Here is a 21,248-nt window from a genome sequence, read left to right as displayed (position 1 = left end):
TATTCGGCGTTTTGATACGGATAGATTCAGTCACCAAGCGGTACCCGGACGGCACGGTGGCGGTCGACCGGCTCTCGTTGGAGATACCCGACCGCGCCATCACCGTCCTCGTCGGACCCTCGGGCTGCGGCAAGACCACCACCCTGCGCATGATCAACCGGATGATCGAGCCCAGCGAGGGCACGATCCTCATCGACGGCCAGGACAGCCGGCAGCAGCCGGTCAACACCCTGCGCCGGTCCATGGGGTACGTCATCCAGAACGCCGGCCTCTTCCAGCACCGCACCATCATCGACAACATCGCGACCGTGCCCCGGCTGCTCGGCTGGAAGAAGGACAAGGCCCGCGAGCGCGCCCGGGAGCTCATGGACCGGGTCGGGCTCGACGGCTCGCTCGCCAAGCGGTACCCGTACCAACTCTCCGGCGGTCAGCAGCAGCGCGTCGGCGTCGCCCGGGCGCTCGCCGCCGACCCGCCCGTCCTCCTCATGGACGAGCCGTTCTCCGCCGTCGACCCCGTGGTGCGCAAGGGGCTTCAGGACGAACTCCTGCGGATCCAGGGTGAGTTGGGCAAGACCATCGTCTTCGTCACCCACGACATCGACGAGGCCGTCAAGCTCGGCACGATGGTCGCCGTGCTGCGCACCGGCGGCAAGCTCGCCCAGTTCGCACCGCCCGCGGAGCTGCTGTCGCACCCGGCGGACGAGTTCGTGGAGGACTTCCTGGGCGCGGACCGGGGCGTCCGGCGGCTCTCCTTCTTCCCGTCCACAGAGCTGGAACTGACCATGGCACCCGTCGTCACCGCGGGCGGCGGCACCGAGGGGGCGGACACCGGCGCCGAGTTCCTCCTGGTGACGGACGCCGAGGGCAGGCCGCTCGGCTGGACCAGGCCGAAGGACCTCGCTGCCGCGGACGGCCAACTGCTGTCCTACGGACGCCCGTTCGTCGCCGGCAGCGACTCGCTGCGGGCCGCGCTGGACTGCGCGGTGCTCTCGCCCACCGGATGGGCCGTGGCCGTGGACGCGGACGGCAAGGTGACCGGCGTGGTGTCCCAGCAGACGATCGCCCGGGCGATCAGGGGCGCCCACGCCGAGGGCCGAACGGACGCGAAGGTCACCGGATGAACTGGGACCGCCTCTTCGACATCCCCAGCGACCTCCAGCACAGCTGGCTGGGCCTGGTCGGCCTGCATCTGCGCGAGGCCCTCCTGCCCGTGCTCGCCGGGCTGCTGATCTCGCTCCCGCTCGCCCAACTCTGCGTGCGCTTCCGCTGGTTGTACCCGCCGGTGCTGTGGGTGACCACCATCCTCTACGCCATCCCCTCGCTGGCCTTCTTCGTCCTGCTCATCGACTACACCGGCCAGACCGAGCTGACCGTGATGATCCCGCTCACCGTCTACAGCCTCGTCGTGCTGGTCCCGGCGATCGTCGACGGAGTCCGCTCGGTCCCGCAGGAGACCCTCGCCGCCGCGACCGCCATGGGCCTGGGACCCGTACGCCGTTACGTCCAGGTTCAGTTGCCGATCGCGGTGCCCGCCATCATCGCGGGGCTTCGGGTCGCCACCGTGTCCAGCATCAGCCTGGTCAGCATCGGCAGCATCATCGGCAACCAGGGCGCCCTCGGCAATCTCATCAACGACGCCAACATCTACAACCGGCCCGAGCTCGCCGTGAACGCCGTGCTCAGCATGGCGCTGCTCGCACTCCTCGCCGACGGCGCCCTGGTCGTCGTACGACTGGTGCTGACGCCATGGATGCCGCGCCGGGTGACGCGTGCGAAGACGAAGACGAGTTCGAGGACGATGACGAAGGAAGTCTGGTGAACTTGTTCCACTTCATCGACGCGTTCTTCAGCGACGGCGCGCACTGGCACGGCTACGACGGCATCCCCACCCGCCTCGCCGAACACCTCGGCTACACCCTGGAGGCGCTGGGCCTCGCCGTCCTGATCGGTCTGCCGGTCGGGCTGGTCACCGGCCACTACGGCCGCGGCGGCAACGCCCTGTCCCTCGTCGCCACCGCGTGGCGGGCGCTGCCCACCTTCGGTCTGCTGGTGCTGCTGACCCTGCTGTACGGGTTCGGGCTGGTGAACGTCATGGTGCCGCTCGTCGTCCTCGCCGTGCCGCCCATCCTCGTCACGACGTACGAGGCGATGCGCTCCGTCGATCCCTCGCCGGTGGACGCGGCGCGGGGCATGGGTATGAGCGAGGCCGGGGTGCTGTTCCAGGTCGAACTGCCCGCCGCGCTCCCGCTGGTGCTCAGCGGGATCCGGTCGGGGGCCATCCAGATCGTCTCGACGGCCACGATCGCCGCGTACGTCGGTCTCGGTGGGCTCGGGCGGTTCATCATCGACGGGCTCTACCAGCGCGACTACGAGAAGGTCGTGGGCGGCGCAACGCTTGTCGCCGGGATGGCGCTGGCCACGCTCGCCCTGTTCTGGGCGGTCGGCCGGTTCGCGGTGTCGGCGGGGGTGCGGCGCAGCGGCTGAACGCCGCGCCGCCGTCGGTCAGTTCGACAAGGACGTGAACATTCCGGGCTCGTAGTCCCCGCCCTGCTTGTGCACGATCACGTTCATCCGGGTGGCCGCGTTGATCAGGGAGATGACGCAGACCAGCGCGCCCACCTCGTCGTCGTCGAAGTGCTCGCGCACCTCGGCCCAGGTCTCGTCCGTGACGCCCTGGGCCGAGTCGGCCAGCCGCGTGCCCTCCTCGGCGAGCGCCAGCGCGGCCCGTTCGGCCTCCGTGAACACGGTGCTGTGCCGCCAGGCGGAGACGAGACCGAGGCGCAGCACGCTCTCGCCCGCCGCGGCCGCCTCCTTCATGTGGATGTCCACGCAGAAGCCGCAGCCGTTGATCTGGCCGACCCGCAGTTCCACCAGCTCCCGCAGGCTCTTGGGCAGCGTGGACTCCTCCAGGGCCAGGGAGACGTTGTAGAAGCGCTTGGCGATCTTCGCGGCGGTCGGGCTGTCGAACAGGTTGAAGCGGGGTTCCATGACGTCGTCCTCACGGTCGGATGCGTTTGACGACCACGAGATGCCGGCCGCACGGACCTTGTGACAGCGGAGAGTTGTGACGCAGGCCACTGGCAGCGGATGTCACAGGTGCGCCGAGAGCGGCGTCTTGTGCGTATGGACACCCAGGACGCCACCGATGCCTTCGTCGCCCATCGGAACCTGCTCTTCACCGTCGCCTACGAGATGCTCGGCTCCGCCGCCGACGCCGAGGACGTCCTCCAGGAGACGTGGCTGCGCTGGGCGGACGTGGACCACACGGCGGTCCGTGAGCCGCGCGCCTACCTGGTCCGTACGACCACCCGCCAGGCCCTGACCCGGCTGCGCACCCTGCGCCGCCGCAAGGAGACCTACGTCGGCCCCTGGCTGCCCGAACCCCTGCTCACCGCGCCCGATGTCGCCGAGGACGTCGAGCTGGCCGACAGCGTCTCGATGGCGATGCTGCTGGTCCTGGAGACCCTGACACCGACCGAGCGGGCGGTGTTCGTCCTGCGCGAGGTGTTCGACCTGGGATACGACGACATCGCCGAGGCCGTCGAGAAGAACCCCGCCGCCGTCCGGCAGATCGCGCACCGGGCCCGCGCCCGCGTCGCCGCCCGCCGGCCCCGCGAGGTCGTCTCCCCGGCCGAGACCCGGGGCGTCCTGGACGCGTTCCGCGGGGCCGTCGAGACGGGCGACCTCCAAGGGCTCCTCGACCTGATCGCGCCGGACGTCGTCCTGCTCGCCGACGGCGGCGGAGTTGTCCAGGCCGCGCCGGCACCCATCGTCGGTGCCGAGCGGGTGGCCGAGGTACTGGGCCGGGTCAAGGGCCTGCTGTCGCTCGCGCCGACCCGGATCAACGGCTACCCCGCGCTCACCCTCCGCCAGGACGGCGCCCTCCACAGCGTTCTGGCGGTGCGTGTCGACGACGGCCTGATCACCGGCCTCTACGCCGTGCGCAACCCCGAGAAGCTGTCCCGCCTGGACCGGGAGACGACGGTGAGCCGCTGAGCCCGCTCAGCCCTCGCTGCGGGCCAGCGCCAGTTCCAGTACGACGAGCAGCGCGTCCCGCACCGAGCCGGTCTCCCGCGCGTCGAAGACGACGACGGGCACATGGTCGGCGACGTCGAGCGCCCAGCGGACCTCGTCGAGGGTGTGCTCGACCTTTCCGTCGAAGGCGTTGGCGGCGACCGCGAACGGGATCCGCCTGTGCTCGAAGTAGTCGACGGCGGCGTAGCAGTCGTCCAGGCGGCGGGTGTCGACGATGACCAGACCGCCGACCGCGCCCTCGACGATGTCGTCCCACATGAACCCGAACCGCTCCTGCCCGGGAGTACCGAACAGATACAGCTTCAGGGTCGGGTCGATGGTGATGCAGCCGAAGTCCATCGCGACCGTGGTCGTGGTCTTGTGCGGGGTGAGCGAGAGATCGTCCACCCCCGCCGCGACCTCGGTGATGGCGGCCTCGGTGGTCAGCGGCTCGATCTCGGAGATCGAGCCGACGGCGGTGGTCTTGCCGACGCCGAAGCCGCCCGCGATCACCATCTTGACCGGCAGCGGCGGTCGTACGCCGACCGGTTCAGCCGTTGTCGCCGTTGTCACGGAGTACCTTCCCGGAGTCGGGGATGGCGCGCAGGCCATCGATCAGTCTGCGCAGGACGGAAGCGTCGTGCGTGGCGTCGGAGTCGGGCACGTGCACCGTCAGCCGCCCCTCTTCGCGCAGGTCCTCGGCGAGGACCCGGACCACGTTGAGATGCAGCCGCAGCCGGGCCGCGAGTTCCGCGATGGACTGCGGCCGGCGGCAGGCGGCGACGATGTCGTGCTGCTCGAAGGAGAGCCCGTCGAGCGCGCCGAGCCCTTCGACGGTGGCCACCACCTGGGTCTCGACGGGCATCGCCCGCCCGGTCGGACCGGCGGCCACCCGGCCCGCGGTGACCAGGAACGGCCGCACGGCGGGGGCGGGACCGACCGGGTCGCCCGGGGCCGGGGAGCCCGGGGCCGGGGAGCCCGCGGCCGGGGTGCCCGGGGCTGGTGAGCCGTCCGCCATGGGGTGTCCGTCCGTCCGGGGCTACAGGGCCGACGGGGAGCCGACGCTGTTCTTCAGCGCGAGCACCAGCTGAGGGCTGAGCGCGGTCCCCGCCCGGTTGGCGAACACCGTCATCTCGTAGGCGATGTTGCCGAGCTTGGCCTCCTTGTCGGTGACCACGCCGAGGACGGCGCCGCTGCCGATCGCGGAGACCAGGACATGGCCGCCCTCCAGGTCGATGATGACCTTGTTGAGGCCGCCGAGACCGTAGTTGCCGGAGGCACCCGCCGCCAGGCTGGTGATGCCGGAGACGATCGCGGCGAGGCGCTCGGAGTCGGCGTGCTCACGCAGTTGGGAGACCGCGATGAGCAGCCCGTCCGAGGAGACGGCGATGGCGTCGACGACACCCGCGGTCTCGGTGGCGAAACGATTCAACAGCCAGGTGAAGTCGGCTGCGGCGGCCTGCAGTTCGGCCGGGGTCGGCTCACTCACTGCTCCGCTCCTTCCGGGAGGTGGTTCTGGTCTTGCTTGCGGGGGGTCGGGTAGGGGGTGGATCCCGTGTCGTCGCTGGTGTCGCGGTGGGCGCGTTCCACGGCCGCCTCGAACTCGTCGAGGGCGGAGCGGACGGCCTCCGCGTCGGCGGGACGGGCCTCCTGGCGTACGACCGGCTGGGCGGCCGGGCCGGTGGTGGTGGCGTGGAGGGTGGCACCGCGGACGCGGCGGCGCAGGGGACGGGAGGTGCCGGGGGAGTCGGGGGAGTCGGGCGAGTCGGGGGTCTGCGCGGCGATCGGTTCGCCGCTGCGGGCCTTGGGGATGAGGACGGCCTGCTCGGTGGCCTCCCGGCGGGGGATCCGGCGGGGCAGCGGCCCCGTGGGGTCGTCGGCCGCGGGCCGCGGACCGGCGTCGGTGTGCTCGGCGGCCGGTGTCGTCGGCGTCGGAGCCTCCACGACGGCCGCCGGCAGCAGCAGCGACGACGGCAGGGTCACCTCGGCGGTGACACCGCCGCCCGCGGTGCGGGTCAGGGCGACGGAGATCTCCCAGCGCCGGGCCAGCGTGCCGACCACGAACAGACCGAGCACCTTCGTCGGCACGAGGTCGAGGCGTTCGCGGCGCACCAGACGGGTGTTCTCCTCGGCGAGCCGGTCGGCGCTCATGCCCAGGCCGTGGTCGGCGACCACGATCACCGCGCCGTCGGCCGCGTTCTGCACGGTCACCTCGACCGGGCTGCCCTCGGGCGAGAACGACACCGCGTTCTCGACGAGTTCGGCCACCATCAGGGTCAGGTCGCCGATGACGTCCGGCTCGACCAGGACCTCGCTGCGGGCCTGCAACTGCACCCGCCGGAAGCCCTCGATCTGCCCCAGCGCGGCCCGTACGACGTTGGTGAGCGCGGCCGGCCCCGAGCCGAGGCCGGTCTCGCGGATGCCGGCGAGCAGCATCAGGCTGTCGGCGTTGCGGCGCAGGCGGACCGCGATGTGGTCGATGCTGTAGAGGCGTTCGAGCAGCTCGGGGTCGGTCTCGCCGCGCTCCACGGCGTCGATCAGCGCCAGCTGCCGGGAGGTCAGGTTGCTGACCCGGCGGCCGACGTTGCCGAACATCTCGGCGACGTTGCGGCGGCTGAGCACCTGGCGCTGAAGCAGGGCGACCGCGGTGGTCTGCACATGGTTGAAGGCCTCGGCGAGCTCGCCGATCTCGTCGCGCGCGGTGACCGGTATCGCACCGAGGCGCGGCGGCGCGTCGTCCTCGGTGTCGTCGTCCGCCACCCGGGCCAGCTCGCGCTCGGCGACGTGGGCGACCTGCTGGGCGGCGCCGGTCAGCGCCTGCACCGGGCGGACCACGGAGCGCCGTACGGCCACCGAGAAGGCGAACCACAGCACGAACCCGAGCAGCGCGAGGCCCAGCAGCAGGACCGCGTTGCGCAGGGCCTCGTCGGAGGCGCGGTCGGCGCGGTCGGCGATCTGGTCGATGAGGCTCGCGGTGATGCCGAGCCGGATGCTCGCCTGCTTGCGGTACGACGGGTAGGAGTCGAGCGCCTTCTGGAAGGCCTCGCGCACCGCGGCGGGCGAGTCGGCCTGCAAGGAGCTCGGGTCGATCTGGAGCTCGGCGTACTGCCGGTCGATGACGCCCTGGGCGCTGTTGTGCGCGATCCCCGCGAGCTGCTCGGTCTGCTCCTCGGTGGCGAACCGGGCGAAGCGGTCGGTCTGGTGGGTGTACTCGTCGTGGGAGCCGACGGCGCCGATGAACTCGATCAGCGCGTTGGAGTCGCCGGTGGTCGCGGAGAAGACGCCGGTCTCGAAGGCGCTGTGGGCGGCGTCGGCGCGCAGCAGCGAGTCGAGGAGGTTGCCGGTGAAGGTGGCCGAGAGCGCGGAGTTGCGGTCCAGGCCGAGGCCGTCGATGACACCCTTGGCGGCGCTGGTGTAGGCCGGGTCGATGTTGTCGGCGGGCAGATAGGCCTGCTCGACGGTGTCGCGCAGGCTCTCCAGGCCGTTGATCTCCTTGAGTGCCTGGGCCTCTTCGGCCGGCAGCCGGCCGCCGAAGGTTCTGCCGACCTTCTCGACCTGCTGGTCCACCGCGAGCTGGGCGTCGCGGTAGGCGTCCTGCGAGGGCGTGCCGCCGTCATTGGTGGACTCGTGCCGCACCGAGAGCAGGATGGCCTGTTGGTGCTCGGCCTCCAGGCGGTCCACCAGGGTCGCGACCTCGGTGCTGTCGCGGACGAGCCGGGCGGCGTCCGCCGCTTCGGAGGACCGGCCGACCTGGTCGCTGATCAGGTAGGCGAGCAGGATCGCGACCACGGTCAGCGGCACACCGACGAGGAGGTTGAGCTTGCGCCTGAACGTCCAGCGGTCGGCGGCATCCCGTATGGACAACAGGCCTCCTTCATGTCCGATTCTGATCGCTTCCGGGCGGAGACTATCGCCTCTTGGGGATGTGGATCATGTAACCGTAAGTCAAGAATCCATTACAAGCCGGGCGTGCCGCCTTGCGGATTGATTTACTCGGTGTTCACAACGGGCAATGCATCGACGCCAATTGGTGACCAGGCTGCTCTTGACTGATCAAGAACTGGCTGGATTGGATCAGTACACGTATTTGTCCCGCACCAACTGCCTGTGCCCATCAGCCCACACAGCCCGGAACGGCAATCGTGACTTCCAACGCCCCACGCAGCAGGTCCCTCCGGAAGCATCCCGGCGCGATGGCCATCGCGCTCGCCGCCTCGGCGGCCCTGCTGGCCGGATGTGGCTCCGACGACGGTTCAGACCCTCTGGCCGAGGACACCGGCAAGGCGGCGAGCGGCGACACCGTCGTCGTCGGCTCCAACAACTTCGCCGAGAGCATCCTGCTCGCCGACATCTACGGCGAGGCCCTGAAGGCCAAGGGCATCAAGGTCACCTACAAGCCCAACGTCGGCTCCCGGGAGGTGACCTACGGGCTGCTGAAGAACGGCTCCATCACGGTCCTGCCCGAGTACAACGGCTCGCTGCTGGCGTACCTGGACGCCAAGGCGGAGCAGAAGTCGGCCGACGGGGTCAACGCGACCGTCAAGACCAAGCTCGACAGCAAGCTGACGCTGCTGGAGTCGTCGCCCGCCGAGGACAAGGACTCCGTCAGCATCAACGCGGAGACCGCCAAGAAGTACAGCCTCACCGGCGAGTCCACCCTCGCGGACCTCAAGGACGCCGCCCCGGACCTGGTGATCGGCGGCTCGCCCGAGTTCCAGACCCGGCAGCAGGGCCTCAAGGGCCTGGAGTCGGTGTACGGCCTGAAGTTCAAGTCCTTCAAGGCGCTCGACGCGGGCGGCCCGCTGACCGTGGCGGCGCTCAAGAAGAACACCGTGCAGGCAGCGGACATCTTCACCACGGACCCGAACATCACCAAGGAGAAGTTCGTGGCCCTCCAGGACCCGGAGAACCTCTTCGGGTTCGCTAACGTGACCCCGCTGGTCTACAAGAGCGGGCTCTCCCAGGAGGGCGTGGACGCGCTCAACGCGGTCTCGGCGAAGCTGGACACCAAGACGCTCCTCGACCTGGACTCCCAGGTCCAGCTGGACAACAAGGACCCGCTGGACGTCGCGAAGGCCTGGCTGAAGACGGCCGGACTGGCCTCCTGACGCACCGATCGACACGCACCGATCGACACCCGGCCGCTGACGCGCACTTCGCGTCAGCGGCCGGACCGTTGCTGTGGGGGGATGCCGTGGGGGGATGCTCAGTAGCCGACGTAGAACGTCGCGTCCTGCTGGTCGGTGCTGGTGGAGATCGGGTCGATGCGCAGCAGGTAGTTGGAGTGCCGGAGGTAGCGGGTCGGGTTGTTGTACGAACGGAACGACGACCAGGAGGAGTTGGCGAGGCCCGCGGTCCGGTAGAACGTCGCGTCGCCGGCGAACGTGGACGTGCCGTCGTTGGCGTCCAGCTGCAACGCGTAGTTGTAGTGGCGCAGATACCGGCTCGGGTAGTTCACCGACTGGAAGGACACCCCGGACGAGTCGGCGAGGCCCGGCACCAGCTTCCACTGGGAGTCCGGGTACGGGTCGAAGGCGTACGCGTCGATCCGGCCGACGTAGTTGGAGTGCCGGACGTAACGGTCCGGGTGGTTGTAGGACTTGAGCCGGTTCCAGGCCGGCGTGCCCCACTTGGCGACCAGGTTGGAGTACTCGGTCGAGGTGATCGGGTGGATCGTCAGGTGCTTGGAGTTGAGCGGCTGGGTGTAGAGCTTCTGGTCGAGGGCGGTCCAGGTGCCGGCGGCCAGACTGCTGGTCTGCCAGGCGTAGAAGACGCCGTTCGGGGACCAGGTGTCGCCCCAGAGGTACCAAGTCGAGCTGGACGTCAGGGACTTGACCAGCGTCGGCGCCTCGGTGCCGCCGTGCGAGACCGCCGTGCTGAACTCGGTGAAGCTGCCCGGGTTCAGTGAGGTCGAACGGGCGCCCACCAGCGTGGAGTTCTTCTTGAAGTACAGGTAGTTGTAGCCGCCCACGCCGACCGCCATGTCGCCGTCGATGACGTCGTAGCCGGGGTCGAAGAAGACCTGGGGGCTGCCCGCGGTCACGAAGTCGCTGGTGTAGTTCACCATGATGACGTTGTGGCCACTGGAGTTGACGGCCGAGTAGATGACCGCGTACTGCCCCCGCCCCGCGTCCCAGAACGCCTCCGGCGCCCAGCTGTGGGTGTTCATGTCGTGCAGCTTGATCCGCCGGTAGCCGGTGAAGCTGCGCAGGTCGGTGGAGTCCCAGACGTGGATGTACTGGCTGACGTACGTCCAGTCGGTGCCGTACAGGTCGGTGGCGAGGACGACGAAGGTGCCGTCCTGCTTGCGCAGGATGAAGGGGTCGCGCAGTCCCTTGGAGCCGGCGGTCGGGGTGGCGACGGGGGCGTTCTGGTTGAGCGGGGTCCATTGCAGACCGTCGGTGCTGACGGCCAGGTGCAGGCCGTAGTTGGCGGCCAGCATGTCCGGGGACTCGGTGAAGTACCCCATGACGTACGCCGAGTCGGCGGCGTGCGCGGTCCCGGCGCCGAGCGCCAGCGCACCGGTCGCGGCGAGCGGCGCGGCTGCCGCCATGCCGAGGAGGCGGCGACGGGAGAGGTGGGGGCTGGAGGGGAGGGGAGCGGGGGGCGGCTCTGCGGGCATGGAGCTCTCCAGATGGTCGAAATATCGAACTTGGTTCGATGAGGCGAATGGAAAGTAGAGGGACGGGAGTGACCCGTCAATCATTCCGGCACGGATGGCGGATTTCCGCCGACGGCCTATGAGGAAGCTGTGCCCCGGGCGGCCGATGCGATCAGCAGATCGAGCAGGGCGATCAGCACATCCCGCGACGACTCCCGCTCCCGCGCGTCGCACAGCAGCACCGGCACCCCCACCGGCAGGGCGAGGGCGTCCCGGATCTCCTCGGGCGGGTACGGATGGTGGCCGTCGAAGCCGTTGACGCCCACCACGAACGGGATCCCGCGGCGCTCGAAGAAGTCGACGGCGGCGAAGCTCGACTCCGGCCGCCGCACGTCGATCAGGACCACCGCGCCGAGCGCGCCCACGGCCAGGTCGTTCCACATGAACCAGAACCGCTGCTGCCCCGGGGTGCCGAACAGATACAGCACCAGCCGGTCGTTGACGGTGATCCGGCCGAAGTCCAGGGCCACGGTGGTGGCCTTCTTCCGCTCGATGCCGACGAGATCGTCGATCCCGAGCCCGGCCACCGTCAGCGGCTCCTCCGTGCGCAGCGGCACGATCTCGCTCACCGACCCGACCATCGTGGTCTTGCCGACGCCGAACCCCCCGGCGATCAGGATCTTGACGGCGTCCGGCGCCACGGGGGTCTCGGCGCCATGCGCTTCAGAGCCGGCCAAGGCCGTCCCTCACTTTCTGCAACAGGTCCAGGTCCAGGGTGCGGGGTGAGACGGGGGTCGGCGGATGGACGGTGATCAGGCCCGCCTCCAGCAGATCGCAGAGCATGATGACGACCACGCTCACCGGCAGGTCGAGCAGCGCCGCCAGCTCCGCGACCGCGACCGGGCGGGGGCACCGGCGCAGGATGCGCGCCTGTTCGGGCTGCGGCCGGGGCGCTCGCTCCGGCGGCGGGTCCACCGCCGTCACCATGGCGATGAGGGTGAAGCAGGCGCGGCTGGGCCGGGTCCGTCCGCCGGTCAGCGCGAAGGGCCGGACCAGCCGGCCCGCCGCCGCGTCGCTTTCGCTCACCTCACTCGCCGGTCGGCCCGAGGCCGGTCCGCGGTGCCGCGCTGAGGTGCTCGCCGATCTTCTTCACCAGCATGTTCATCTGGTACGCCACCACGCCGACGTCGGCGTTCGGCCCGGTCAGCACCACGAGATGGGCGCCGGGCCCGGCCGAGGTCAGGATCAGGAAGCTGTTGGCCATCTCGATGAGAGCCTGCCGTACCGGGCCGCCCCGGAAGTCCATGCTGACGCCCTTGCTGAGGCTCATCAGCCCGGACGCGGTCGCCGCCAGCCGCTCGGCGTCGTCGCGCAGGAACCCGGTGGACTTGCTGACCACCAGCCCGTCCTCGGAGAGCACCACGGCCTGGGTCACGTCCGCGACCCGGTCTACGAGTCCGGTCAGCAACTGGTCCAGCGCGGTGTGCGTGGCGGGGGTGGGGCGTGTCATGGCGATGTCCTTCATGAGCGATCGGTGTGGGGAGTGGGGGCGGGGGCGGAGTCGACCGCGTCCCGGGCCTGGAGGGTGCCGCGCTGGAACCCGGCGAGCGAGGAAGCGGCGTGCTCCGCGGTGAAGCCGTCGGGGTCGTCGTCGACGACGCGCGTCGCCTCCTCGCGCAGCTCCACGGCCAGACTGGTCTGCGGGACCCGCCGGGGGAGGGGGGCGGGGGCGGCGGACCCGGAGGCTGCGACGGGCGCGGGCGCGGGCGCGGGCGCGGGCGAGGGAGCGGGTGAGGGCGCGGCAGTTCGGGAGGGCTCGGAGGGGGGCTCGGGGGCCTCCGCCGCACGGTCGGGTTCCGCCGCCACGACACCACCCTCGTCCTCCTCCCGCACCAGCACCTCGTGCGGGATCAGCACGATCGCCGTCGTCCCGCCGTACGGTGACGGGCGCAGCGTCACCGTGATGCCGTGCCGGTCGGCGAGCTGGGCGATCACGAACATGCCGAGCCTCAGGTCGTCGGCGAGGGCCACCACGTCGAACTTGGGGGCCTCGGCCAACTGGGCGTTGAACGAGGCGTAGTCCTCCTCCGACAGACCGAGGCCGCGGTCCTCGATCTCGACGGCCAGACCCTTGGCGACGACCGCCGCCCGCACCCCGACCGGACTCGGCGCCGGGGAGTACAGCGTGGCGTTCTCGATGAGTTCGGCCAGCAGATGGATCACGTCGGCGACGGCGGGCGGCGCCAGCGACAGCTCCTCGTCGGTGTGCACCTCCACCCGCTGGTACTCGGCGACCTCCCCGACCGCGCTGCGCAGGATGTCGATCAGTGCGACGGGCTCGGTCCAGCTGCGCCGGGGCCGGCCGCCGCTGATGATGACGAGATTCTCCTCGTACCGCCGCAACTGGCTGGCCGTGGAGTCGAGTTCGTACAGACCGGCGAGGATGTCGGGGTCCTGGTGCTGGCGTTCGAGGGTGTCGAGGCGGCTCAGCTGGAGGTTGACCAGGTTCTGGCTCTGCCGTGCGATGCCGAGGATGACCTTCTGGAACCCGCGCCGGGTGTCGGCGAGTTCCACGGCGGTCTCCACGGCCGTCCGCTGCGCGGTGTTGAACGCCCTTGCCACCGCGCCGAGTTCGTCGGCGCCGTAGTCCAGCTCGGGCGCGGCCCGGTCCACGTCGACCTTCTCGCCCCGGTCGAGGCGGGCGACCACGTCGGGCAGCCGCTCGTGGGCGAGGCTGAGGGTCGCGACCCTGAGACCGCGCAGCCGCCGGGACAGGGAACGGGTGATCCGCCAGGACATGCCCACGCACACCAGCAGCGCGACCAGGCCGCCGGCGCTGAGCGAGGCGGCGGTCAGCAGCAGGTCGTCGGCCTCGTCGGCGCTGCGGGTGAGCAGGCCCGAGGTCTGCTGCTGGATGAGGACCGAGTAGCGGGCGGACACCTTGTCCATCGCGGCCGTCCACCGCTTGCGCGCGTCGGGCAGCGCGACCCGGCCGGTGCCGTCGGTGGGGCGGGCGGCGAGCACCTGGTCCTCGACGGAGAGCAGGGTCTGCCACTCCTTGCTCGCCAGGATCCGCTCGGTCTCCGCCTTCGCCTCGCCGGTCAGCGCGGGCACGATCTGGTCCTCGACCAGCCAGCGGCGGGCGTTGACCAGCTGCACGAACTTCGGCCAGGTCTTCTCGTCCAGATGGCCGTCCGGCCAGGCCAGGGTGAGCTGCGCGTCCTCCTGGGAGGTCAGCTCCGCCGCGTGTTCGAGGGCGACGAGGGGGCCGGCCTGCGAGGTGAGGTCGCCGTCGTCGACCTGGGAGAGCTCCTGGAATGCGTGGATCTGGCCGTCGACGATCGAGGTGTACTGGTCGAGCACCTGCTCGGCGGGGATGTCGGCGGGGTCGTCCACCTGGTCGCGGTAGTACTCCAGGCTGCCCAGCGAGGCGACCACCGAGTACAGCCGCTCCGCGACCCGGTCGGGCGCCCGCTGGATCTCCGCCGACCGGCCGACCAGCTTCGCGACCGCCCGGTCCGTCTCGGCGCGCTGCCGTTCCAGGGCCGCCCGCGAACCGGGCACCCTCGCCAGCCAGGCCGCGGACAGGGCGCGTTCGCCCTGGAGGGCCAGGGTGGCCTCGGTGCCCATCGCACCGGTCGACCGGCTCAGCTCCGTCTGCGAGCGCAGCGTGAGTCCCTCGGAGAACATCTGGGTCGTCGTCACACCCCACATGGCGGCGAGGGTGACGCTGGGCACCAGCGCCAGCAGGATCAGGGAGAGACGTATGGAGCCGAGACGGCGCCGGCGCCGGGGGCCTGTCCGTTCAGACATGGTCGTCCTTGGGCGATCAGCAGGGAGGGGGAGGTGGGGAGTTCGAGCGGAGGCGGGGGGCGCTCAGCGGGTTCCGGCGGCGGCGAACCCGGCCACGGCCGCGACATTGCTCCGGGTCACGAAGGCGGGGCCGGTCAGTACGGGTGCCACCCCGCCGCCGCTGACATTGCCGTTGGTCCGGTAGAGCCACAGCGAGTCGACCGCGAGATAGCCCTGGAGATAGGGCTGCTGATCGACCGCGAACTGCACGTCACCGCGTTGTACGGCCCGGGTCAGCTCCTTGCTGAGGTCGAACGTGGCGACCCGGGCCCGGCTGCCCGCCGACTTCACCGAGTCGACCGCGTCCAGCGCGAACTGGGCGCCCATCGTGACGACTTCGTCGATGCCGGGGTCCTGTCGCAGCCGGGCCGTCAGGACGGCGTCCACGGCCTTGGTGTCGGTGCCCTCCACGTACAGGTTCTCGGTCTCGCCGCCGAACGTCTTCTTCAGCCCGGCACAGCGTGCCTCCAGGGCGACATTGCCCCGCTCGTGGATGACACACAGCGCGTGCTTGGCCTTGAGCCCGTCGAGCCGGTCCCCGACGGCGGCGCCCGCGACGCTCTCGTCCTGGCCGAAGTACTGGAGCAGCCCCTGCGCCTTCCAGGCGTCGATACCGGAGTTGAGCCCGACGACGGGAATGCCCGCCGCTCTGGCCTCGGCGACCGGCGCCTTCATCGCGTTCGGCTTGGCCAGCGTCACCGCGATCCCGTCGACCCGGTCCTCGATCGCGTCCCGCACCAACTGCGCCTGCCGGACCGGGTCGGAGTCGTTCGCGTACGTCAGCTCGACCCCGTCCTTCGCGGCGGCGTCCTGCGCCCCCTTGCGCACCAGCTCCCAGAAGGCGTCGCCCTCCCCGCCATGGGTGATCAGCGCGACCTTCATCGACGCCTTCGCCGCGCCGGCCCCCGTGTCGAGCCGCGCGTCCCCCGGGGCTGAGGAGCCGGAACAGCCGGTGAGCAGCAGGAGGACGCCCGCGGTCGCGAGGGCGACGCGCACGGACACGGCGGATCCGGAGGAGGCCTGAGGTGGGGGAGTGGTGATCATGAGGGTGCGGCACCTCACTGTGCGGCCGAGCAGGTGGAACGCGAAAGCGAGGCCGAAACGCGGGTGTGCATCGACCTGTTGAACTTTCACTGGTCCGGAGCCAACCGTGTGTGACCGCCGGTAGTCAAGTGATCAGCCGCTTGTAGTGACTTCTCGGTGCCGCATCGTGATGGTCGGTGACGACCGGTGGTAGTGGCTGGTGGTGGTGGCCGGTGGCGTTCTCAGCCGTAGGTCAGGTTCGCGCACGGGTTCTCGTCGGCCGACCGCGCGCCGTCCGCGACCGTGCGGGGAACGGCCGTCGGGGACGCGGTGGGTGTGCTCGCGTACGACTGCCCCAGTACGACGCTGATCCCGGCGCCCGTGACGGACTCCAGCGTGGCGCCCGGGAAGGCCGCGGCGACCGTGCGGGCCCCGGACTCCTCGCCGGGGCCGTACTCGACGAGGGTCGTGGTGTGGTCCTGGCTGCTCGCGGTCGCCGTGCCGGTGACCCTGAAGCCGTCGGAGGTGAGCGTGGCGGCGGCACGGGCGGCGAGACCGGTGACCGCGGTGCCGTTGTAGACGCCGACGTCGATGCCGGTGCCGGACACGGGGGTGGGGGAGGCCGTGGGTGTCTTCCGCTTGCCCGTGGCGCTCTTGCCGTCCATCGTGCGGTCGGCCTTCAGGGCCGCCCACAGGGCGTCGGCGTCCGGCTCGACGATCGCGACGCGTGAACCGTCGTACCGCCAAGGGAGGGTGACGAACTTGGTGTTGTGCAGGTCTACATCCTTCAGCGACATCGCGAAGGAGATGAGCTTGTCGGCGGAGCCCAGTCCGGTGTCGACGGTGAGGGACTTCGTGGCCGCGTCGGCCAGCGGCAGGAGGTGGGACGGGGTGAGGCCCTTGCTCTTCACCTCCTTCAACAGGCTGGCCACGAAGGCCTGTTGACGCTTGATGCGGCCGATGTCGGAGCCGTCGCCGATGCCGTGCCGGATGCGGACGTAGTCCAGGGCCCGCTGCCCGGCGACGGTCTGCACCCCCTTCCTGAACAGCAGCTTGCCCGGGGTGGTCCGGTGCGGGTTGAGGTCGTTCTCGTAGACGTCCTGCGGCAGACACACCTTCACCCCGCCCACCACCTCGGTGAGCCGGGCGAAGCCCTTGAAGTCGACTACGACCGTGTGGTCCACGCGCAGACCGGTGAGGTGCTCGACGGTGTTCTGGGTGCAGGCCGGATTGCCCTTGGCGGTCTCGCCCACCGAGTAGGCCGCGTTGAACATGGTCGCGGTCAGCGTCTTCGTCCAGCTGCCGTCGGGCAGCTTGCAGGGCGGGATCGTGACCAGGGTGTCGCGGGGGATGGAGACCGCGAGCGCGTGCCGGTGGTCGGCGTAGACGTGCAGCAGGAGCGTGGTGTCCGAGCGTCCTATGTCGTCCTTGTTCCCGCCGCCGAGCGCCGCGTTGCCGTCGGTGCGCGCGTCGGAGCCGATGAGCAGGACGTTCTCGCCCTTCGAGGAGCCCGCCCGGGGCCGGTCGTCGGAGACGCCACCCGAGTCGAAGGTGCTGATGTTTCCGTCCAGCTTCAGATACAGCCAGCCCGCGCCCGCGGTCGCGAGGACCAGTACCGAGAGGCAGACGACCAGCGCGACACGTATCCGGTGCCCCCGGCGGCGTCCCGCCCGGCGACGCCCGCCCGGCCGCTCCTGCCGGTGCCGCGGCGGTGCCGGCCTCCCTGCACTGGTGATCGTCATCCGCGCCCTTTTTGCAAATTGCTGGGATTTGTCGCCTAAGTCCCGGTTGTACAGTTGCGCACGACAGCAACCGTCATCCGACGGGCGGTCGCCGCGGCAAGTGTGCGCGACCGACGTAAGAGCGAGTTGAGAACCCTGGCGAGAGGGAGGGCGGGGCTGTGCTCCGTAACGGACTGGAACCCTGGCACCTGCTGATAGTGGCGATCGTCGTGATCGTGCTGTTCGGCTCGAAGAAGCTGCCCGACACCGCGCGGGCGCTCGGCAGGTCCATGCGCATCCTCAAGAGCGAGGCGCAGGCGATGAAGGACGACCCGGCGGTGCCGGAGCCGGTACGGCAGACACCGCCGCCGACGACGGCACCTGTGGAGCCGCCCGCCGCCGCGGGCTGAGACGGGTCAGCCCAGGCGGACCGGCAGGGAGACGTGCCCGTGGGAGATGAACGAGTCCACGGGCTCCAGATCTCCCGGCGCCGCGGCGAGCGCGAGTCCCGGGAAGCGGTCGAAGAGCGCGGGCAGCGCGACGCGGGCCTCCAGCCGTCCCAGCGGGGCGCCCAGGCAGTGATGGGCGCCGTATCCGAAGGCGAGATGGTCCATGCCGGGCCGGGTGACGTCGAAGACGTCCGCGTCGGCCCCGTGGTGCTCCGGGTCGCGTCCGGCGGCTGCGTACGCCGCGAGGATCGCCTCGCCCGCGTGGATCACGGCGCCCTCGGGACCGCCCAGCTCACCCAGCTCCAGGTCCGTCACGGCATAGCGCAGCGGCAGGCTCGCCACCGGTGCCTCGACGCGCAGGGTCTCCTCGATCACGTCGTCCCAGGAGGCCTGCCCGGCGCGGACCAGGGCGAGCTGGTCGGGGTGGGTCAGCAGGGCGTGGACCGCGTTGTCGAGCAGGTTGACGGTGGTCTCGTGACCGGCGCTGATCATCAGCACGAGCGTGTCGAGCAGCTCCTGCTCGCTGAGGTGGGAGCCGTCGTCCTCGTGGGCGCCGATCAGCGCGGAGGTGAGATCGTCGCCGGGCGACGCCCGCTTCGTGGCGACGAGTTGATGCATGGCCGCGTAGAAACGGGCGTAGGTGTCGGCGACTTCCGCGGGATCGGCCGAGGTGTGGAAGACGCCGTCCACGACGGCCCGTAGCTCCGGCCCCTGTTCCTCCGGGAGTCCGAGCAGCTCACCGATGACCTGGATGGGCAGCGGATAGCAGAACTCCTCCCGCAGATCGACGACTTGGCCGTCTGCGCCGGCCTCGGCGACACGGTCCAGCAGCGCCCCGGTGATGGCCTCCACGCGGGGTCGCATCGCGGCGGTGCGGCGTGCGGTGAACGCCTTCGCCACGAGGCCGCGCAGCCGTTTGTGGTCGTCGCCGTAGGCCGTGAACATGTTCTGCACGGCGACCCAGGTGAACAGCGGCCAGTCCGGGGAGACCTCACCCTCGATCCAGCGCGGCCAGTGCCGCCGGGCATCCTTCGACACCCTCGGATCGGCGAGCAGCCGCCGCAGCAGCGCGGGGCTGCTGACCGCCCAGGCGGGGACGCCGTGCGGCAACTCGACGGGCGCGACGGGACCACGCTCCCTGATCCGCGCGGCTTCACCGTGGATGTCCCGCCCGGTCGGATCGATCACTACCGGATCCTTGAACTCCATCGAACTCCCCCTGTCCCACGGCCTCCCGGGCAACACAACACGCTCACGCTAGGTGCCCGAACCCGGGCCGCGCGAGAGCGCACGGGGGCTCTGGCCGGAAACGGGTGGGTGGGGGTGGTGGTGGGGGGGTGGTGGGGGGTGTGGGGGAAGAGGGGGGAGAAGGAGAGGGGGAAGGAGGAGGGCCGAGGCGGGCGGCGGCCCCCACCTGCTACCCGCGACGGGGCCGACTCGCGCGGTCCCGCCTACTGGGCCGGTTCGCGCGATCCCCGCCTCAGGGCTCACCAGCAGGCCGGCCGGAGGCTCAACGGCAGGCCCACCGGAGATCTGCCGGGAGGCTCATCTGGGGTCGGTGGGAGGCTCACCAGGGTCTGGGCCGAGGCTCGCTGGCAGGCCCACTGGAGGTCTGCCGGGAGGTCGGCCGGAAGGCTCACCCAGATGGGCGGCCGGCGGCTCACCGGCAGCTCACCTGAGGTCTGGTCAAGGCCCACCGGGGGTCTGCTGGAGGGTCGGCCGGAAGGCTCACCCAGAGGTCGGCCGACGGCTCACCGGAGGTTTGCCGGAAGGTCGGCCGCAAGGTTCACCTGAGGTCGGCGGGAGGCTCACCGGCAGGCCCACTGGAGGTCTGCCGGAAGGTCGGCCGGAAGGCTCACCCAGAGGGGCGGCCGGCGGCTCACCGGCAGCTCACCTGAGGTGGTCTGGTCGAGGCCCGCCGGAGGTCTGCTGGAGGGTCGGCCGCAAGGCTCACCCAGAGGAGGTCGGCCGACGGCTCACCGGAGGTTTGCCGGAAGGTTCACCTGAGGTCGGCGGGAGGCTCACCGGCAGGCCCATCAGAGGTCGGTCGGAGGCTCGCCGGTAGGCTCACCAGGGTCTGCCCGAGGCTCACCGGCAGGCAGGCCCGCCGGGGGTCTGCCGGAAGGCTCACCGGACGTCGGCCGGCTGCCGACCTCCGCCGTCACGCCGGTTTCCCGGCCTCCGGGCCCATCGTGGCGACCGGGCCCAGGCCCGCCGCTGCCGTCTTCGCGGCGCGAGCCGCCCTGCGGCGCTTTCTGCGGCTGATTCTCGGTTCCTGGTCCGGGAGCCAGCCGAAGGCCAGGCAACTGCCCACGACGCCGAGGAGGAGGCCGATGAAGAAGCCGCCGAGGTTCGAGGTCAGCCAGGTGCCCAGGGCGAGCAGGACGCCGGTGATCGAGTAGAAGAGCCGCTGGGTGGGGTTGAACAGGATCAGCAGCCCCAGGATCACCATCAGTCCCGGCAGGAGATAGCCGGCCAGGCCCTGCATCCCGATGTGCAGGACGACCTTGAGCGACGCCTTCTCGGTGAGCAGGATCTCCGCCCCGCCCAGCGTGAGCAGCAGCCCGCCCCAGAACGGACGGTCGGCCCGCCACTCACGGAAGGCCGACCGCACTCCCCGACGCGGGGTGTTCGTGTCCGACATCAGCAACCCGAGTCGCTGAAGCTGAGCTTGAGCCCCGGCAGCTTGAACACCGCGGCCGTGGTCGCGTAGTTGGTCTGCCGCAGGTTCGCGATGTGCACGGTGTCGGCCTGCTGGCTGAAGACACCGATCGGACCCTTGACCCCGGCCTTGGTGAGTGTGCTGGCGTCGTTGCCGATCTCGATGTTGTTGAAGTCGGCGTCGCCTGTCAGCTCGGTGGAGTCGGTGGTGAGGTTGGTCGCCGACACTTTCTGCGACCCGCTGCCCGCCTTGATGAGCAGGTTGGTCCCGCCGAGGTCGACGCTCTGGCAGAGGCTGTCCAGCGTCGCGTTCTTGATCGCGGAGGTGACCACCAGCACCTGGCCCCCGGTGTCACCCGCGTTCGGGCTGTTGTCCGCCATGTTGTCGAGGCCGCCGAACTGCTCGAAGCCGGTGCCGTTCAGCTCCTTCGCGGTGACCGTGAACGGCATGCCGGAGATCGCGAACTGCACGCCCAGCGCGCCCTCCGCGGTCAGCACCGCCAGCGTGGCGGCGACCAGCGTGGCCGGCACGGCCATCACGGCGGCCCGGCGTGCCCGGACCCGCCCGCGTCTGGCGGGGTCCGGCGAGGAACCGCTTTCCGGGTTCTCCGTTGTGTTGTCGGCGGCCGAAGTGGCGTCCGAAGACGAGGCCATGTGTGCTCCCAGGGCATAGACAGTGCGGTCTGGCATCAAATGGCACGTTGTCCTGGCGCGGACAGCGCATGCGGCGTGCGACTCCTCGCAACTCCCGGCGGACGCAAGGGCTTTCTCGTACTCCGCAGTAGCCGCCGAGGAAGTTACCGGTGGTTACATTTAAGGGTCAAGGGAGTTGTGAAAAAAGGGTGTCGGTTGTGCCCTGCCTGTGGGTCAAGCCTGGGCCGGGACCCGGCAAAGCTATTTGACTGTGCGTCAACTGCCTTTCGGTGC

Annotated in this window: 21 protein-coding genes; 6 read left to right on the top strand and 15 right to left on the bottom strand. The window is 70.5% G+C overall.

The window, feature by feature from the left end:
* Positions 1 to 11: 11 nt before the first annotated feature.
* From OG866_RS10035 to OG866_RS10025, 3 genes are read left to right on the top strand one after another with little or no spacing between them, the layout of a single operon-like run.
* Positions 12 to 1,121, top strand: coding sequence for an ABC transporter ATP-binding protein (locus OG866_RS10035; RefSeq protein ID WP_329333461.1), 1,110 nt, complete (start codon positions 12 to 14; stop codon positions 1,119 to 1,121).
* Complete coding sequence (locus OG866_RS10030; RefSeq protein ID WP_329333459.1) at positions 1,118 to 1,819, top strand: ABC transporter permease; 702 nt, start codon at positions 1,118 to 1,120, stop codon at positions 1,817 to 1,819. The genes OG866_RS10035 and OG866_RS10030 overlap by 4 nt, the downstream gene beginning before the upstream one ends.
* Positions 1,816 to 2,484, top strand: a complete 669-nt coding sequence (locus tag OG866_RS10025) for an ABC transporter permease (RefSeq protein ID WP_329333458.1) — start codon at positions 1,816 to 1,818, stop codon at positions 2,482 to 2,484. The genes OG866_RS10030 and OG866_RS10025 overlap by 4 nt, the downstream gene beginning before the upstream one ends.
* A gap of 18 nt (positions 2,485 to 2,502) precedes the next feature.
* On the opposite strand, the gene OG866_RS10020 is transcribed toward OG866_RS10025, so the two are convergent.
* The gene (locus OG866_RS10020) at positions 2,503 to 2,988 is read right to left on the bottom strand and encodes a carboxymuconolactone decarboxylase family protein (protein WP_329333457.1); all 486 of its coding nucleotides are present in this window, start codon (positions 2,986 to 2,988) and stop codon (positions 2,503 to 2,505) included.
* Between the two features lie 135 nt (positions 2,989 to 3,123).
* Here OG866_RS10020 and OG866_RS10015 point away from each other — a divergent pair, with 135 nt between their 5' ends.
* The gene (locus OG866_RS10015) at positions 3,124 to 3,996 is read left to right on the top strand and encodes an RNA polymerase sigma-70 factor (protein WP_329333455.1); all 873 of its coding nucleotides are present in this window, start codon (positions 3,124 to 3,126) and stop codon (positions 3,994 to 3,996) included.
* 6 nt (positions 3,997 to 4,002) lie between these two features.
* Here OG866_RS10015 and OG866_RS10010 read toward each other — a convergent pair whose 3' ends face one another.
* The 4 genes from OG866_RS10010 to OG866_RS09995 are packed head-to-tail and all read right to left on the bottom strand — an operon-like array spanning position 4,003 to position 7,878.
* Positions 4,003 to 4,530, bottom strand: coding sequence for a GTP-binding protein (locus OG866_RS10010; RefSeq protein WP_329344015.1), 528 nt, complete (start codon positions 4,528 to 4,530; stop codon positions 4,003 to 4,005).
* Positions 4,531 to 4,564: 34 nt separating this feature from the next.
* Positions 4,565 to 5,032, bottom strand: a complete 468-nt coding sequence (locus OG866_RS10005) for a DUF742 domain-containing protein (RefSeq protein ID WP_329333453.1) — start codon at positions 5,030 to 5,032, stop codon at positions 4,565 to 4,567.
* 21 nt (positions 5,033 to 5,053) lie between these two features.
* A complete protein-coding gene (locus tag OG866_RS10000; protein ID WP_329333452.1) occupies positions 5,054 to 5,503 on the bottom strand; it encodes a roadblock/LC7 domain-containing protein in 450 nt (149 codons plus the stop codon).
* Positions 5,500 to 7,878 (bottom strand): sensor histidine kinase, encoded by a 2,379-nt coding sequence (locus OG866_RS09995; protein ID WP_329333450.1) that lies wholly within the window; start codon positions 7,876 to 7,878, stop codon positions 5,500 to 5,502. Before OG866_RS09995 ends, OG866_RS10000 begins: the two co-directional genes overlap by 4 nt.
* Positions 7,879 to 8,156: 278 nt before the next feature.
* Here OG866_RS09995 and OG866_RS09990 point away from each other — a divergent pair, with 278 nt between their 5' ends.
* A complete protein-coding gene (locus OG866_RS09990) occupies positions 8,157 to 9,122 on the top strand; it encodes an ABC transporter substrate-binding protein (RefSeq protein WP_329333448.1) in 966 nt (321 codons plus the stop codon).
* Positions 9,123 to 9,220: 98 nt separating this feature from the next.
* Here OG866_RS09990 and OG866_RS09985 read toward each other — a convergent pair whose 3' ends face one another.
* The 7 genes from OG866_RS09985 to OG866_RS09955 all read right to left on the bottom strand — a co-directional run bounded on the left by OG866_RS09985 (position 9,221) and on the right by OG866_RS09955 (position 17,232).
* Positions 9,221 to 10,636 (bottom strand): glycoside hydrolase family 43 protein, encoded by a 1,416-nt coding sequence (locus OG866_RS09985; RefSeq protein WP_329333446.1) that lies wholly within the window; start codon positions 10,634 to 10,636, stop codon positions 9,221 to 9,223.
* 116 nt (positions 10,637 to 10,752) lie between these two features.
* Complete coding sequence (locus OG866_RS09980) at positions 10,753 to 11,352, bottom strand: GTP-binding protein (RefSeq protein ID WP_329333444.1); 600 nt, start codon at positions 11,350 to 11,352, stop codon at positions 10,753 to 10,755.
* On the bottom strand, positions 11,339 to 11,701 hold the full coding sequence (locus tag OG866_RS09975; RefSeq protein WP_329333443.1) for a DUF742 domain-containing protein: 363 nt from the start codon (positions 11,699 to 11,701) through the stop codon (positions 11,339 to 11,341). Before OG866_RS09975 ends, OG866_RS09980 begins: the two co-directional genes overlap by 14 nt.
* Before the next feature lies 1 nt (position 11,702).
* A complete protein-coding gene (locus OG866_RS09970) occupies positions 11,703 to 12,125 on the bottom strand; it encodes a roadblock/LC7 domain-containing protein (protein ID WP_329333441.1) in 423 nt (140 codons plus the stop codon).
* Between the two features lie 11 nt (positions 12,126 to 12,136).
* Positions 12,137 to 14,428 (bottom strand): sensor histidine kinase, encoded by a 2,292-nt coding sequence (locus OG866_RS09965; RefSeq protein WP_329333439.1) that lies wholly within the window; start codon positions 14,426 to 14,428, stop codon positions 12,137 to 12,139.
* Between the two features lie 63 nt (positions 14,429 to 14,491).
* Positions 14,492 to 15,508, bottom strand: coding sequence for a substrate-binding domain-containing protein (locus OG866_RS09960; RefSeq protein ID WP_443063639.1), 1,017 nt, complete (start codon positions 15,506 to 15,508; stop codon positions 14,492 to 14,494).
* Between the two features lie 224 nt (positions 15,509 to 15,732).
* The gene (locus OG866_RS09955) at positions 15,733 to 17,232 is read right to left on the bottom strand and encodes an LCP family protein (RefSeq protein WP_329333434.1); all 1,500 of its coding nucleotides are present in this window, start codon (positions 17,230 to 17,232) and stop codon (positions 15,733 to 15,735) included.
* Between the two features lie 158 nt (positions 17,233 to 17,390).
* Here OG866_RS09955 and tatA point away from each other — a divergent pair, with 158 nt between their 5' ends.
* Complete coding sequence (gene tatA, locus OG866_RS09950; protein WP_329333432.1) at positions 17,391 to 17,621, top strand: Sec-independent protein translocase subunit TatA; 231 nt, start codon at positions 17,391 to 17,393, stop codon at positions 17,619 to 17,621.
* Positions 17,622 to 17,627: 6 nt separating this feature from the next.
* Here tatA and OG866_RS09945 read toward each other — a convergent pair whose 3' ends face one another.
* From OG866_RS09945 to OG866_RS09935, 3 genes are all read right to left on the bottom strand, one after another.
* The gene (locus OG866_RS09945; RefSeq protein WP_329333430.1) at positions 17,628 to 18,869 is read right to left on the bottom strand and encodes a cytochrome P450 family protein; all 1,242 of its coding nucleotides are present in this window, start codon (positions 18,867 to 18,869) and stop codon (positions 17,628 to 17,630) included.
* Positions 18,870 to 19,821: 952 nt separating this feature from the next.
* Positions 19,822 to 20,304, bottom strand: coding sequence for a DUF6114 domain-containing protein (locus tag OG866_RS09940; RefSeq protein WP_329333428.1), 483 nt, complete (start codon positions 20,302 to 20,304; stop codon positions 19,822 to 19,824).
* Complete coding sequence (locus OG866_RS09935) at positions 20,304 to 20,975, bottom strand: DUF6230 family protein (protein WP_329333426.1); 672 nt, start codon at positions 20,973 to 20,975, stop codon at positions 20,304 to 20,306. Before OG866_RS09935 ends, OG866_RS09940 begins: the two co-directional genes overlap by 1 nt.
* Positions 20,976 to 21,248: the final 273 nt, after the last annotated feature.

The sequence above is a fragment of the Streptomyces sp. NBC_00663 genome, from assembly GCF_036226885.1.
Lineage (GTDB): Bacteria > Actinomycetota > Actinomycetes > Streptomycetales > Streptomycetaceae > Streptomyces.
This window is presented reverse-complemented; position numbering and strand designations above follow the sequence as displayed.